Below are 13,878 nucleotides of genomic sequence, written 5' to 3' on the forward strand. Positions count from 1 at the left end.
GGTGTCCGGGTCAGTGCGCTCCGACACCGGTGAGCGACTTCACTTCCAGCTCCGCGTACTTGCCCTCGTCGGGCTTCTCCCGGCTCAGGACGGAGCCGAGCCAGCCGAGCAGGAAGCCCAGCGGGATGGAGATGATCCCGGGGTTCGACAGCGGGAACCAGGCGAAGTCCGCGCCGGGGAACATCGAGGTCGCCTTGCCGGAGACGACCGGGGAGAAGACCACGAGGAACACGGACGCGAAGAGGCCGCCGTAGATGGACCAGAGCGCCCCCGCGGTCGTGAACCGCTTCCAGAAGAGGCTGTAGAGGATGGTCGGCAGGTTCGCGGAGGCGGCGACCGCGAAGGCGAGGGCGACGAGCCCGGCGACGTTCAGGTCGCGGGCGAGGGCGCCCAGCGCGATGGACACGATGCCGATGAAGACGGTCGCCCAGCGGGCGGCCCGCACCTCCTCCTGCTCCGTGGCCTGGCCCCGGCGGATGACGTTGGCGTAGATGTCGTGGGCGAACGACGACGACGAGGCGAGGGTGAGTCCGGCGACGACGGCGAGGATGGTCGCGAAGGCGACGGCGGAGATGACGGCGAGGAGGATGGCGCCGCCCGCCGAGTCCGCGCCGCCGACGTGCAGGGCGAGCAGCGGCGCGGCGGTGTTGCCGGCCGGGTTGGACGCCTTGACCGCGTCCGGGCCGACGATGGCTGCGGCGCCGAAGCCGAGGGCGATGGTCATCAGGTAGAAGGCGCCGATGATGCCGATGGCCCAGTTCACGGACTTGCGGGCGGCCTTGGCGGTGGGGACGGTGTAGAAGCGGATGAGGATGTGCGGCAGCCCCGCGGTGCCGAGGACGAGTGCGATGCCGAGGGAGAGGAAGTCCAGCTTCGATACGGCGTCCACGCCGTACTTGAGGCCGGGCTCCAGGAAGGCGGCGCCGTGGCCGCTGTTCTCCGCGGCTCTGCCGAGCAGCTCCGAGATGTTGAAGTCGTACTTCAGCAGCACCAGGAAGGTGATGAGGAGGGTGCCCGCGATGAGCAGGACGGCCTTCACCATCTGGACCCAGGTGGTGCCCTTCATGCCGCCGATGGTCACGTAGAGGATCATCAGGATGCCGACCAGGGCGACGATGAGGATCTTGCCTGTGTCGCTGGTGATGCCCAGGAGCAGCGACACGAGGACGCCGGCGCCCGCCATCTGCGCCAGCAGGTAGAAGATCGACACGACGATGGTGGACGTGCCGGCGGCGGTGCGGACGGGCCGCTGCCGCATCCGGTAGGCGAGGACGTCGCCCATCGTGTAGCGGCCGGAGTTGCGCAGCGGCTCGGCGACCAGAAGCAGCGCGACGAGCCAGGCCACGAGGAAGCCGATGGAGTACAGGAAGCCGTCGTAGCCGAAGAGGGCGATGGCGCCGGCGATGCCGAGGAACGACGCGGCGGACATGTAGTCGCCGGAGATGGCCAGGCCGTTCTGGAAGCCGGTGAACTGGCGGCCGCCGGCGTAGAAGTCGGCGGCGCTGCGGGTCTGCCGGCCGGCCCACACGGTGATGGCGAGGGTGGCCACGACGAACGCCGCGAACAGCGTGATGATCAGCGGCCGGTGCTCTCCGGCCGCTCCCGCGTCGGCGGCCGCGGCGAGGGCGGTGGTGGGGGCGCTCATGCGTCGGCCTCCATCCGGGACTTGATGGCCTCGGCCCTCGGGTCGAGCTTCTCCGCGGCGTGCCGGGAGTAGACCCAGGCGATGAGGAACGTGGTGGCGAACTGGGCCACGCCGAGGACGAGGGCGACGTTGACGTTGCCGAAGAGCCGGGTGCCCATCAGGCCGCCGGCGTAGTTGGACAGCAGGACGTACAGCAGGTACCAGGCGATGAAGGCGAAGGTGAGCGGGAAGGCGAAGGAGCGGTAGGCGCGGCGCAGTTCGCCGAACTCGGCGCTGTGCTGCGTCGCGACGAACGCCTCCGTCGCGGGCTGGACGGGACCGGTGGCTGAGCCGGTGCCGGGTGGTGGTGCTTCGGTGGCCACGGGGACTCTCCTCGGGAGGCGGGTGCGGTGGGCGGACGGTCGGGGCGGTCGCACCCGGGCGGCTCCGGGCGCGGCGCGGGGAGCCGGTGTGCGCTCCCCTCCCCTGTCAACGGCACGGAGGCCGCGGCGACGCGGTTCACCCGGCATCCGCCGGGCGGCGGCCCGGCGGGGGTGGGGCCGGGGGCGCCCGAGGGGCGTGGTGCCCGTCCGATGGCGCGGCGGGCCTCCGGGCGGCTGACCCGCCCCGGCCGGCGACGGGTCGGGACACGGCTCGGGCCGCGGGGCCGGCGCCGTCCGGGCGGGCCGCGGACCGGGGCCGCCAGGGCGGCGGCGGACCGGGGGCCGACCGGGCGACGACGCGTCCCGTCCGGGCTCCGGGCGTACGTACCGGACCGCGGGTGCTTCCGGCCGCGATAGGCGACGCCCCGTCAGTTCGCCGCGCTCTTGGGCCTTTTCGGCGCCGGAGTCATTGCTGCGCGGGGATGATCGGCGATAGCTTCGCTCGTCATGTACCCGGCCGTACCGCCGGTACGGCCGGATGTCCCGACGGATGATGTGGAGAACCCATGGCTCATCTGCGTTCTGGGCGCGGGCGCGCACTCGCCCTGCCCGTAGGCCTGGCGCTCGTGGCGTCCCTAGGCTTCCTTCCCGCCGGTGCGGCCTCGGCCGCACCGGCGGACGACGCCCCGGCCCAGGTCGCCGCGGACGGCCCGGTCCTGTCGTACGTCGTCAACGTCGACGGTGGCCGCCACGCCGCCGTGCGGCGGGCGGTGGCGGCGGCCGGCGGCACGGTGGTGGAGTCGTACGACGCGATCGGCGTCATCGTCGCCCACTCCGGGAACCCGCGGTTCGCGGAGACGATCCGGGGTGTCCGGGGTGTCGCGTCCGCGGGCGCGACGCGGACCGCTCCGCTGACGCCGCTCGCGACGACCGACGTCGCGGAGGCCGCGGAGCCGCTGACGGCGCAGGAGGCGCGCCGGGCTGCCGCCGAGGCCGAGGACGGCCAGGACCCGCTGGAGCCGCTGCAGTGGAGCCTGCCCGCCATTAAGGCGGACAAGGCGCACGAGCGGAGCCTCGGCAGCAGCCGGGTGACCGTCGCCGTCATCGACACGGGCGTGGACGACACGCACCCGGACCTCGCGCCGAACTTCGACCGTGCGGCGTCCGCGAACTGCGCGACCGGCAAGGCGGACCCGAGCGAGGGCGCCTGGCGTCCGCTGCCGGGCGAGAGCGACCACGGCACGCACGTCGCCGGCACGATCGCGGCGGCCAAGAACGGCGTCGGCGTCACGGGCGTCGCCCCCGGGGTCAAGGTCTCCGGCATCAAGGTGTCCAACCCGGACGGCTTCTTCTACACCGAGGCCGTGGTCTGCGCCTTCATGTGGGCGGCCGGGCACGGCGTCGAGGTGACGAACAACAGCTACTACGTCGACCCGTGGCTGTACAACTGCAAGAACGACCCCGACCAGGGCGCGCTGGTGGAGGCGCTGACGCGCGCCACCCGGTACGCCGAACGCAAGGGCGCCGTGAACGTCGCGGCCGCCGGCAACTCCCGCACGGACCTGGCGGCGGACGAGGTCACCGACACGTCGAGCCCGAACGACTCGTCGGCGGTGGAGCGGACCCTGAAGCCCACCGAGTGCCCGGACATACCGGCCATGCTGCCGGGGCTGGTCACCGTGTCGGCGACCGGGGCGAAGGGGCTGAAGTCCTCGTACTCGAACTACGGCCAGGGCATCGTCGACATCGCCGCGCCGGGCGGCGACTCCACCCGCTACCAGGCGCCGGAGGGCCCGGCCACGAGCGGTCTGATCCTGTCGACCACCGTGAACGGCGGCTACAACTACAAGGCGGGCACGTCGATGGCGTCCCCGCACGCGGCTGGCGTCGTGGCGCTGATCAAGTCGAAGCACCCCTACGCCTCGCCCGGCCTGGTGAAGGCGCTGCTGTACGCGCAGGCGGACGCCACGGAGTGCACCGACCCGTACGACATCAACGGCGACGGCACGGTCGACGCGGTGTGCGAGGGCGGCACGTTCCGCAACGGCTTCTACGGCCGGGGCACGGTCGACGCGCTGGACGCGGTGCGGTGGTAGGAACTCCGCGCTGGTAGGGCCCGGTCACCAGGGGAACGGACCGGATCCGCCGGGGAGGGGAGCCCGGGTGCGCGGCAGCGCGCGCCCGGGCTCTTTGCGTGTCTTCCTCTCTCTTGGGTGCCCGCCCCCTTCCCATGAATGGCACTGAGTGCCACAGTGTGAGCATGGAGAAGGCTGTTCATGGAGTCTGGGCGGCACTGGGTGCCGACGCGGCGCTGCTGGAGCGGATCACCCGCGGTCCTGATGCGCCCGGAGCGCTGACCGCGCGGCTCCCCGTCATGGGACTGGCCCGGGCGACCGTCGCCGCGTGCGCGCTGGCGGCGGCCGAACTGTCGGCGACCCGCGCGGACCGGGCGGCGCGGGCCCGGGGCGTGGCGGGCGGCGCGCAGAGGGCGCGGGTCCCGCGGGTGCGGGTGGATGACGGGGCGGTCGCCACGGCGTTCCACAGCGAGCGGTACGTGCAGGCGGACGGCCGCGCGGCGGCGACCTTCGCCCCGCTGTCCCGGTTCTGGCGCACGTCCGACGGATGGGTGCGCACCCACGCCAACTACCCGCACCACCGGGAACGGCTGCTCACCGCGCTGGGCCTGCCGTCCGGGGCGGGCGCCGACGCCGTGGCGGCCGAGCTGGGGCGGCGGCGGGCCCTCGACGTGGAGGAGGAGGTGGACGGCGCCGGCGGCCTGGCGGTCGCCGTGCGCAGCGGCACCGAGTGGGCGGCGCACCCGCAGGGAGCCCTGGTCGCGGGGCAGCCCCTGCTGACCCTGGAGCGGACGGGCGGGGCGCCGGGCCCCGGACCTGTCCTGGACCTGCCGGGCCCGGGCGCGCAGCCCTGCGCCGGGGTGCGCGTGCTGGACATGACGCGGGTCCTGGCCGGGCCGATCGCCACCCGGACGCTTGCGCTGCTGGGCGCCGACGTGCTGCGGGTCGACTCCCCGCGGCTGCCGGAGAGCCAGGACGTCCACAACGACACCGGCATGGGCAAGCGGTCGACGCTGCTGGACCTCGCCCGGAGCGTGGACCGGGAGGCGTTCGAGGACCTGCTGGCCCGCGCCGACGTCGTGGTGACCGGCTACCGGCCGGGCGCCCTGGACCGCTTCGGCCTGTCCGCGGAGGCGCTCGCGGCGCGCCGCCCCGGGCTGGTGGTCGCCGAGCTGTCGGCGTGGGGCCGGTCCGGCCCGTGGGGCGGGCGGCGCGGCTTCGACAGCCTGGTGCAGGCGGCGAGCGGCATCGCGCTGCACGAGGGCTCCCCCCTGCGCCCGGGTGCCCTGCCGGCCCAGGCCCTCGACCACGGCACGGGCTACCTGCTGGCGGCGGCGGTCCTGCGGGCGCTGACGGAACGCCACCTCGACGGCGGCACCTGGCTGGTGCGGGCGGCCCTGGCGAGGACCGCGCACTGGCTGCGGCACGAACTGGAGGAGGCGCCTCCCACGACGACCGGCGGCGAACCGTACGCCCCGGACCCCTGGCTCGCGGAACGCGCCGGCCCGCTGGGGCGGCTGCGCTACGCCCTCTCCCCCGTCGTGTACGAGGGCGGCCCCAAGGACTGGGCGCGGCCCGCGGGCCGATGGGGCACGGACCTGGCCTGCTGGGCCGCCGGCCGCTGACGGACCGGCGGCCCCGGCCGCTGCTGCGGGCCGCCGGCGGACCACCGCTCCCCACGAGAACGGCCCTCCGGCACGGGCCCTAGACCCCGACCGCCCCGAGCAGCGACCCCACCGCGTAGGTCACCCCCATGGCCAGGGCTCCGCCGCCCACCACCCGCACCACCGCCGGGCGGGCGGGGGCGGCGCCCAGCCGGGCGCTCCACCAGCCGGTGCCGGTCAGGGCGGCCAGCACGGACAGCACCGTCACCCACAGCCGGGCGTCGGCCGGGGGCAGCACCATCGCCAGCAGGGGCAGCAGGGCGCCCACCGTGAAGGCGAGGAAGCTGGCGGCCGCCGCGTGCCAGGGGTTCGTCAGGGAGTCCGGGTCGATGCCGAGCTCCACGCGCGCGTGGGCACGCAGCGCGTCCCGCTCCGTCAGCTGCTCGGCGGCCTCGCGGGCCACGTCGCGAGTGAGTCCGCGCGCGGCGAGGAGGTCGGTGAGCTCGTCGAGCTCCGCCTCGGGCTGCTCCCTCAACTCCCGGCGCTCCACCGCCAGCGCGGCCCGCTCCGAGTCGCGCTGGGTGGAGACCGAGACGTACTCCCCCACGGCCATGGACAGGGAGCCGGCGAGCAGGCCGGCCAGACCCGCGGTCAGCAGTGTCGCGCGGTCGGTCGTGGCGCCCGCGACGCCCACGACGAGGCCCGCCGTGGAGACGATGCCGTCGTTGGCGCCGAGGACGGCGGCGCGCAGCCAGTTCAGGCGGACGCCGAAGGCGGAGTCGTGGGGTTCGTGCGAGGGGGCCTCGTCCGGGGTCGGTTCCATCACGAGGGTGAGAGTCTCACCGCGGCCCGGCCCCGCGGCCCGCGGCACGCCCCGCCCGCGCTCAATGCGTGGCGGCCTCGCACGCGCGTTCCTGTGGGCCGACGTACACCTGTCGTCCGACCCGGGCCACCACAGCGTCGGCCGGCACCGCACCGGCCCGGGGCGGATCGCCCAGGACCTGTCGGGGCACTTCTCCTCGGGCCGCACCACGCTGTGGGACGTGGCGGTGCGGCACGCGGCAGCACGGGCCGAGGAGACGCTCGTCGTGCGGGACGGTGAACTGCTGCGGTACTCGCGGCGCCTGGGCGAGCCCCTGCCCGGCTTCGCCCGGCGCATCCGCACGGGCGGCGAGGCCGACCAGCGCCGGAAGGCGGCCGGCCCGGCGGCGGACGCGGGCCGGGCGGCGTCGGACCGACGGGTGCTGTCGGCCCTGGCGGACGGCTCCGTGGCACCGGACGGGGCGTCGGGAGCGGTGTACCGGCTGCGGCCCGGGCCGGTCGACGGATGCGGTCTGGAGCCGCTCGCGGCACAGGACCTGGTGGCGCGGCTCGCCTGACGGGCTGGCCGCACGCCCGGTGGGCGCGCCAACCTCCCGGCGCCGGGCTGCCGGTGGCCGCACCCGCGTGCCGGGGCGGGCGCGGCGTCAACCGGGCGGCCTCGACCGGGCTCCCGGGTCCCCGGGTGTCGGCGGCGGCCTCTATTCTCGTTGACCATGCTCGACGACCGTACGACAGCAGCGTGGCCGACCGCCTACCCGCAGGGGTACGCGGTGGTCGACGTGGAGACCACCGGGCTGTCCTCGCACGACCGGATAGTCTCGGCTGCCGTCTACCGGCTCGACGCGCGGGGCGAGGTGGAGGACCACTGGTACACGCTGGTCAACCCGCAGCGCGACCCGGGCCCGGTGTGGATCCACGGGCTCACCACGGACCTGCTGGAGTCGGCGCCGCTGTTCGCGGACGTGGCGGCCGAGTTCTCCGCCCGGCTCGACGGCCGGGTCCTCGTCGCGCACAACGCCTTCTTCGACTGGTCGATGATCGCCCGCGAGTACGCCAGGTCGGAGCGGACCGCACCGGTGCGGCAGCGCCTGTGCACCATCGCCCTCGCCAGGGAGCTGCGACTGCCGCTGACGAACATGAAGCTGGAGACCCTGGCCGCGCACTTCGGCGTCGTCCAGCAGCAGGCGCACAACGCCCTGGACGACGCCCGGGTCCTCGCGGAGGCGTTCCGGCCGAGCCTGCGCACGGCCGCCGAGCGCGGGGTGCGGCTGCCGCTGCTGGAGTGCCGCCCGCTCACCGAGTGGTCGGAGCCGGCGGCCGCCTCCGCGCGGGCACCGCGGATCGGCCGCCAGGCGTCGTACGGCGGGGGCGGCTGGCGCCCCGCGCGGAAGCGGCCGCCGTGCCCGTACCCGAACCCGGGGCGCTACGAACCGGACAAGCCGCTCAAGCAGGGCATGCGGGTGGCGTTCTCCGGTGACACGTCGGTCGAGCGGGACCTCCTGGAGGACCGGGCCGTGGAGGCGGGCCTGCACGTCGCGACGAGTGTGTCGCGGCTCACCAGCCTGCTCGTCACCAACGACCCCGAGGCGGGCACCTCGAAGGTGGCCAAGGCGAAGGCGTTCGGCACGCCGGTCGTCGACGAGGCGGCCTTCACACAGCTCCTGCGGGACGTCGCGCCGGCCGACGCGGCGGCGAACGGGTGACGGCCGGGCGCGCCGCCACCGCTCCCGGGCGCCGCGCCCCGCACCCTGTGGCGCATGGCACGTTGTGAGGTCTGCGGAAACGACTACGGCATGAGCTTCGAGGTGCACGCGCAGGGCGCGGTGCACGTCTTCGACTGTTTCGCCTGCGCCATCCACCGCATGGCGCCGATCTGCGAGCACTGCCGGGTACAGATCATCGGGCAGGGCGTCGAGGCGGACGGCCACTGGTACTGCGGCGCGCACTGCGCCCGGGCCGAGGGCCGGGCGGGCATCATCGACAAGGTGGGGTCGCCGACCAACGGATGACCTTCCCCGCCCCCACCGCTCCCCTGCGCCCCCCGCCGGACCGTCCGGCCGGGGGCGCCGTGCTGCCCGGCCCCCGGGCGCCCCGAGGGCCGGGCCGGGAGCGAGCGCCGGTCGTGCGGCGGCCGCCCGGCGGGGAGGCGGGCGGGCGCGCCGGGGGCGCCCGTGCGGGGCGACCGGGTGACCCGGCGGCGGGCGCCGGGCGGGCCGGAGGGACGGGCGGGGGGGGTACCGCTTCCTGTTGTCCCCGCAGTGGGTGATCCTCACCCTCGTCGCCCTCGTCCTCATCCCCGTGATGGTCGAGCTGGGCTTCTGGCAGTTCCACCGGCACGAGCGCCGGGTCGCCCAGAACGCGCTGATCGCGGACAACCTCGGGGCGGAGCCGGTGCCCGTGACCGAGCTCACCTCACCGGGCCACAGCGTCCCGCGCGAGGACCTCTGGCGCCATGTGACCGCCACCGGCACGTACGACACGGACCACGAGGTCGTCGTGCGGCGCCGGACGAACGCGGACGACCGGGTCGGCATGCACGTGCTGACGCCGCTCGTCCTGACCGACGGCCGGGTCGTCCTCGTGAACCGCGGGTGGGTCCCGGCGGCGGCCGACCAGCGGGCGTACCCGGAGGTGCCGGCCCCACCGCGCGGGCAGGTCACCGTGACGGGCCGGCTCATGGCGGACCAGACGACGGACAGCAGCGGCATCAAGGACCTGAAGGGGCTGCCGCCGCGCCAGGTCATGCTGATCAACAGCGGGCAGCAGGCCGAGCTGCTCGGGCGGCAGGTGCTCGGCGGCTACCTGGACCTGACGGCGCCGAAGCCGTCCGGCGGCTCCCCCGAGCCGGTCCCGGAGCCGGACCACGACTCGATCGGCGCCCACATGGCGTACGCCGTCCAGTGGTGGCTGTTCGCCGCGGGCGTGCCGGTGGGCTGGGTGGTGCTGGTGCGCCGCGAGAGGAGGGACCGCGCGGAGGCGGAGACCGCCCGGGCGCAGGCGGCCGAAGCGGGCGCCGAGGGCGGCCCGGACGACGGGGACGGCCCCGGCGGGGAGGGCCGCGCGCACGGCGCGACGCCCGGGACGCAGCCCGCGGCGACCTGACGCGCGGGCGCCGCCCCGCCCCGGCGGCGGGCTCCGGCGACGGGTGGCGGGGGCGCGGCGGCCGGCGGGTCGCCCGACCTGACTGATTGGCGCTTCTCCCCGGCGGGAACACGCCAGAGCGTGACCCAACGTATCGAGGACTATGCCCTCATCGGCGATCTGCAGACCGCCGCCCTGGTGGGCAAGGACGGTTCGGTCGACTGGCTGTGCCTGCCGCGCTTCGACTCCGGCGCGTGTTTCGCCGCCCTCCTCGGCGACGAGAACAACGGCCACTGGCGGATCGCGCCCACCGGGGCCCGCACCTGCGCCCGGCGCAGCTACGTGGGTGAGTCCCTGGTCCTGGAGTCCGTGTGGGAGACCCGCACCGGGTCGGTCCGCGTCGTCGACTTCATGCCGCAGCGCGACCGCTCCCCCGACCTCATGCGGGTCGTGGAGGGGCTGAGCGGCCGGGTCGAGATGTCCTCGGTCCTGCGGCTGCGCTTCGACTACGGTGCGATCGTGCCGTGGGTGCGGCGCGTCGACGGCCACCGGGTCGCGGTCGCGGGGCCCGACGCCGTGTGGCTGCGGTCGACGCCGCAGGTCAAGACGTGGGGACAGCAGTACAGCACCTGCTCGTCGTTCACCGTCGGCCCCGGGGAACGGGTGTCGTTCACCCTCACCTGGCACCCCTCGCACGAGTCCTGCCCGCCGCTGGTGGACCCCGTCGAGGCGCTGGAGCACACCCTGGAGGACTGGAAGGCGTGGGCGTCGCGCTGCACCTACGAGGGCCCGTACCGGGACGCGGTGATGCGGTCCCTGATCACCCTGAAGGCCCTCACGTACGCGCCGACGGGCGGCATCGTGGCCGCGCCGACCACGTCGCTGCCGGAGGAGATGGGCGGCGTGCGGAACTGGGACTACCGGTTCTGCTGGCTGCGGGACGCGACGCTGACCCTCCGCGCCCTCGTCGCCGGGGGCTACGGCGAGGAGGCCGTGGCCTGGCGCGACTGGTTGCTGCGCGCGGTGGCCGGCGACCCGGCGGACCTCCAGATCATGTACGGGCTCGGGGGCGAGCGGCGGCTGCCCGAGCTGGAGATCCCGTGGCTGCGCGGCTACGGCGGCGCCCGGCCGGTGCGGATCGGGAAAGCCGCGGTGGACCAGCTCCAGCTGGACGTGTACGGCGAGGTGCTGGACGCCCTGCACGTGGCACGGGCGGCGGGCATGCCGCCGAAGCGGCACGCCTGGGCGCTGCAACTGAGCCTGCTGGGATGCCTGGAGTCGACGGGGCGCCAACCCGACGAGGGGCTGTGGGAGGTGCGCGGGCCGCGCCGCCACTTCGTGCACTCGAAGGTCATGGCGTGGGTCGCCGCGGACCGCGCGGTGCGCACCCTGGAGGCCGATCCGTCGCTCCCCGGCGACCCGGCCCGGTGGCGGGCCATGCGGGACGAGGTGCACCGGGAGGTGTGCGAGCGGGGGTACGACCCGGCGCGGAACACCTTCACGCAGTCGTACGGCTCGCGCGAGCTGGACGCGGCGACCCTGATGATCCCCCGGGTCGGCTTCCTGCCGCCGGACGACCCGCGGGTCGTGGGCACCGTGGAGGCGGTGTGGCGGGAGCTGGGGCAGGACGGCTTCGTCCACCGCTACGGCCAGGACGGCATGGCGGTCGACGGGCTGCCGGGCGGTGAGGGCACGTTCCTCGCGTGCTCCTTCTGGATGGCGGACGCCCTGCGCCTGATCGGGCGGCGGGACCAGGCCCGGGAGATGTTCGCCCGGCTGGTGGACCTCTGCAACGACGTGGGCCTGCTGGCGGAGGAGTACGACCCGGTGACGCGGCGCCAGCTCGGGAACTTCCCGCAGGCGTTCAGCCATGTCGCGCTCGTCGTGACGGCACTCGCGCTGGCGGAGGAGGACGCGGCAGGATGAGCCCATGGATCTTGGACTGAAGGACCGTGTGTACGTCGTGACGGGCGCGTCCCGCGGCCTCGGCCTCGCTTCGGCGCGGGCCCTGGCGGCGGAGGGCGCGCGGCTCGTCGTCTCGTCGCGGGACGCGCAGGCCGCCGAGGCCGCGGCCACGGAGCTGGGCCCGGCGGCGGTCGGCGTGGCCGCGGACAACGCCGGCCCGGAGGCCGCGGAGACGCTCATCGGGACCGCTCGCAGCCGCTTCGGGGGCCTCGACGGCGTCCTGATCAGCGTGGGCGGCCCGGCGCCGGGGTGGGCGGCGGACAACACGGACGAGCAGTGGCGGGCCGCCTTCGAGTCGGTGTTCCTGGGCGCGGTGCGGCTGGCCCGGGCAGCGGCCGCCGCGCTGCCGGAGGGGGGCGTGATCGGCTTCGTGCTGTCGGGTTCCGTGCACGAGCCGATCCCTGGCCTCACGATCTCCAACGGGCTGCGCCCCGGGCTGGCGGGCTTCGCCAAGTCGCTGGCGAACGAGGTGGGTCCGCAGGGCATCAGGGTCGTGGGCCTGCTGCCGGGCCGGATCGACACGGACCGGGTACGGGAGCTGGACGCGCTGTCGGGCGACCCGGCGGCGGCCAGGGCCGCGTCGGAGGCCAGGGTCCCGCTGCGCCGGTACGGCACCCCCGAGGAGTTCGGCCGGGCGGCCGCCTTCCTGCTGTCGCCCGCCGCGTCGTACGTGACGGGCGTGATGCTCCCCGTCGACGGCGGCGCCCGGCACGGCTTCTGAACCGGCCCCCTCGACCGCCTCCGGACCCGTGCCGCACCCGCCTGGGCGGGCACGTGGAGGCAGCGCGTCCGGGCCGCGCACGGGGGCCGTGCCCGACGCCGGGCAGGGGCCCGCACGGGCGCGGTACGCCAGGCCCGGGGTCGGGAAGCCGGGAACACGTTGTACGCCCCGCGCGGGCGCTGTGCCGCGCCCGTCGTGGCACCCGTCGGGCGCGGTCCGTGCGTCACGCGCAGCGCGAGCACGCACCGCGCGGCGGGCACCCCCCGCAGGGAGCCGGCACGTGCCGGTCGTGTCGGGATCAGTCCGCGAGGCCCGCGAGGTCGCGCAGGCGGCGGGCCTGGGCGGCGCGCTCGGCCACACGCTGCTCCTCGTAGGTGCGCTCGGCGGCGCCCCGCAGGAGGGCCTTGGTCTCGATGACGGCGTCCCGGGGGGCGGCGAGCAGTGCGGCGGCGAGGTCCCGTGCGGCTGCGGCGAGGTCCTCGCGGGGCACGACGAGGTTGGCGAGCCCGATCCGCTCGGCCTCGTCGGCGTGCACGACCCGGCCCGTGGCGCAGATCTCCAGGGCACGCGCGTAGCCGACGGCGGTGACCAGCGGGTGGGTGCCCGTCAGGTCGGGGACGAGGCCGAGGCTGGTCTCGCGCATCGCGAACTGCGCGTCCTGTGCGGCGACCCGCAGGTCGCAGGCGAGGGCGAGCTGGAAACCGGCACCGATGGCATGGCCCTGGACGGCCGCGATGGACACCACGTCGTGGCGGCGCCACCAGGTGAACGCCTCCTGGTACTCGGCGATGACGGCGTCCAGCTCCGCGTCGGAGCCGCGCGCCAGGTCGAGGAACGACGGCTCGCCGTCGAAGCCCTCGGGAGTGAAGGCCTGCCGGTCGAGACCGGCGGAGAACGACTTGCCCTCACCGCGCAGCACGACCACCCGGACGCTGCCCGGCAGCATCCGCCCCGCCTCGGTGAGCGCGCGCCACATCGCGGGCGACTGGGCGTTGCGCTTGTCGGGGCAGGTGAGGGTCACCGTGGCCACGGCGTCCTCGACGGTGAGCCGTACACCGTCCTTGTCGAGTACGTCGAGGGCAGGGTCGAGCGAGGTCATACGGGCCTCCGGGTCCGGTGCAGGTCGGTCGGAGGGCAGCGCCGTGCACACCCGGTCCGCAGTGCGGACCTTCGGCGCACGCCTGCCGCCCCGACCGACAAATTACTGCACGGTAACCACCCGGGCGACCGTCAGGACGGAACGGCCTCAGCCGCACGCCCCGTGGTCTGCCGGGCGGCTCCCGCCGGAACCAGTGGGTGCCGTGTCGACGAGTCGTCCTGCGGGGTCAGGCCGGCGGAGCGGGCGCCTTCTTGCCTCGCGTCGCTCCGCCGCGTCCGCGCAGCGTGACTCCGGCCTCGGTGAGCATCCGGTGGACGAATCCGTAGGACCGGCCCGTCTCCTCGGCCAGGGCCCGGATACTCACACCGGCGTCGTACTTCTTCTTCAGGTCTGCCGCGAGCTTCTCGCGCGCGGCGCCGGTCACCCGGCTGCCCTTCTTCAGAGTCTCGGCCACCCGTGCCTCCTCATGGGAAGTGCGCTCTGGTCTTCTCATGATCACCCCTC

The 13,878-nt window shown here is 75.2% G+C and carries 13 protein-coding genes; 8 read left to right on the top strand and 5 right to left on the bottom strand.

Features of this window, described 5'->3' with window-relative positions; all coding sequences use genetic code 11:
• Positions 1–10: 10 nt before the first annotated feature.
• Both BJP40_RS17915 and BJP40_RS17920 read right to left on the bottom strand, forming a co-directional pair.
• The gene (locus BJP40_RS17915; protein ID WP_071272599.1) at positions 11–1,645 is read right to left on the bottom strand and encodes a cation acetate symporter; all 1,635 of its coding nucleotides are present in this window, start codon (positions 1,643–1,645) and stop codon (positions 11–13) included.
• Positions 1,642–2,007 carry a DUF485 domain-containing protein gene (locus BJP40_RS17920; protein ID WP_071272595.1) on the bottom strand — a complete coding sequence of 122 codons (366 nt, stop codon included), beginning with the start codon at positions 2,005–2,007 and terminating at the stop codon, positions 1,642–1,644. The genes BJP40_RS17915 and BJP40_RS17920 overlap by 4 nt, the downstream gene beginning before the upstream one ends.
• Before the next feature lie 566 nt (positions 2,008–2,573).
• Here BJP40_RS17920 and BJP40_RS17925 point away from each other — a divergent pair.
• Together BJP40_RS17925 and BJP40_RS17930 are read left to right on the top strand one after the other, a co-directional pair.
• A complete protein-coding gene (locus BJP40_RS17925; protein ID WP_071281228.1) occupies positions 2,574–4,103 on the top strand; it encodes a S8 family serine peptidase in 1,530 nt (509 codons plus the stop codon).
• Between the two features lie 164 nt (positions 4,104–4,267).
• A complete protein-coding gene (locus BJP40_RS17930; protein ID WP_071281229.1) occupies positions 4,268–5,707 on the top strand; it encodes a CoA transferase in 1,440 nt (479 codons plus the stop codon).
• A 79-nt stretch (positions 5,708–5,786) separates the two neighbouring features.
• Here BJP40_RS17930 and BJP40_RS17935 read toward each other — a convergent pair whose 3' ends face one another.
• Positions 5,787–6,512, bottom strand: a complete 726-nt coding sequence (locus BJP40_RS17935) for a VIT family protein (RefSeq protein ID WP_071281305.1) — start codon at positions 6,510–6,512, stop codon at positions 5,787–5,789.
• Positions 6,513–6,573: 61 nt separating this feature from the next.
• Between BJP40_RS17935 and BJP40_RS17940 the strand changes: the two genes are divergently transcribed.
• The 6 genes from BJP40_RS17940 to BJP40_RS17965 all read left to right on the top strand — a co-directional run bounded on the left by BJP40_RS17940 (position 6,574) and on the right by BJP40_RS17965 (position 12,275).
• On the top strand, positions 6,574–7,065 hold the full coding sequence (locus BJP40_RS17940; RefSeq protein ID WP_071281230.1) for a hypothetical protein: 492 nt from the start codon (positions 6,574–6,576) through the stop codon (positions 7,063–7,065).
• Between the two features lie 156 nt (positions 7,066–7,221).
• Positions 7,222–8,211, top strand: coding sequence for a DEDDh family exonuclease (locus BJP40_RS17945; protein WP_071269040.1), 990 nt, complete (start codon positions 7,222–7,224; stop codon positions 8,209–8,211).
• Between the two features lie 54 nt (positions 8,212–8,265).
• Positions 8,266–8,517 (top strand): hypothetical protein, encoded by a 252-nt coding sequence (locus tag BJP40_RS17950; RefSeq protein ID WP_079169290.1) that lies wholly within the window; start codon positions 8,266–8,268, stop codon positions 8,515–8,517.
• Positions 8,518–8,755: 238 nt separating this feature from the next.
• On the top strand, positions 8,756–9,610 hold the full coding sequence (locus tag BJP40_RS17955) for an SURF1 family protein (protein WP_226962698.1): 855 nt from the start codon (positions 8,756–8,758) through the stop codon (positions 9,608–9,610).
• Between the two features lie 120 nt (positions 9,611–9,730).
• Positions 9,731–11,515, top strand: a complete 1,785-nt coding sequence (locus tag BJP40_RS17960; protein ID WP_071281231.1) for a glycoside hydrolase family 15 protein — start codon at positions 9,731–9,733, stop codon at positions 11,513–11,515.
• A 4-nt stretch (positions 11,516–11,519) separates the two neighbouring features.
• Positions 11,520–12,275 (top strand): SDR family oxidoreductase, encoded by a 756-nt coding sequence (locus BJP40_RS17965; RefSeq protein ID WP_071281232.1) that lies wholly within the window; start codon positions 11,520–11,522, stop codon positions 12,273–12,275.
• Positions 12,276–12,573: 298 nt separating this feature from the next.
• Here the strand turns inward: BJP40_RS17965 and BJP40_RS17970 are convergent, their stop codons facing one another.
• Both BJP40_RS17970 and BJP40_RS17975 read right to left on the bottom strand, forming a co-directional pair.
• Positions 12,574–13,374: an enoyl-CoA hydratase/isomerase family protein gene (locus BJP40_RS17970; RefSeq protein WP_071281233.1), complete on the bottom strand. Its 801-nt coding sequence runs from the start codon at positions 13,372–13,374 to the stop codon at positions 12,574–12,576.
• 226 nt (positions 13,375–13,600) lie between these two features.
• A complete protein-coding gene (locus tag BJP40_RS17975) occupies positions 13,601–13,828 on the bottom strand; it encodes a helix-turn-helix domain-containing protein (protein ID WP_071275231.1) in 228 nt (75 codons plus the stop codon).
• Positions 13,829–13,878: the final 50 nt, after the last annotated feature.

It is taken from the genome of Streptomyces sp. CC53 (assembly GCF_001865245.1).
Classification (GTDB): Bacteria; Actinomycetota; Actinomycetes; order Streptomycetales; family Streptomycetaceae; genus Streptomyces.

Excerpts from the sequence above, each read along its gene's own strand:
- BJP40_RS17930 (WP_071281229.1), top strand. The coding sequence starts at position 4,268 with ATGGAGAAGGCTGTTCATGGAGTCTGGGCGGCACTGGGTGCCGACGCG.
- BJP40_RS17925 (WP_071281228.1), top strand. The coding sequence starts at position 2,574 with ATGGCTCATCTGCGTTCTGGGCGCGGGCGCGCACTCGCCCTGCCCGTA.
- BJP40_RS17945 (WP_071269040.1), top strand. The coding sequence starts at position 7,222 with ATGCTCGACGACCGTACGACAGCAGCGTGGCCGACCGCCTACCCGCAG.
- BJP40_RS17915 (WP_071272599.1), bottom strand. The coding sequence starts at position 1,645 with ATGAGCGCCCCCACCACCGCCCTCGCCGCGGCCGCCGACGCGGGAGCG.
- BJP40_RS17965 (WP_071281232.1), top strand. The coding sequence starts at position 11,520 with ATGGATCTTGGACTGAAGGACCGTGTGTACGTCGTGACGGGCGCGTCC.
- BJP40_RS17970 (WP_071281233.1), bottom strand. The coding sequence starts at position 13,374 with ATGACCTCGCTCGACCCTGCCCTCGACGTACTCGACAAGGACGGTGTA.
- BJP40_RS17940 (WP_071281230.1), top strand. The coding sequence starts at position 6,574 with ATGCGTGGCGGCCTCGCACGCGCGTTCCTGTGGGCCGACGTACACCTG.
- BJP40_RS17950 (WP_079169290.1), top strand. The coding sequence starts at position 8,266 with ATGGCACGTTGTGAGGTCTGCGGAAACGACTACGGCATGAGCTTCGAG.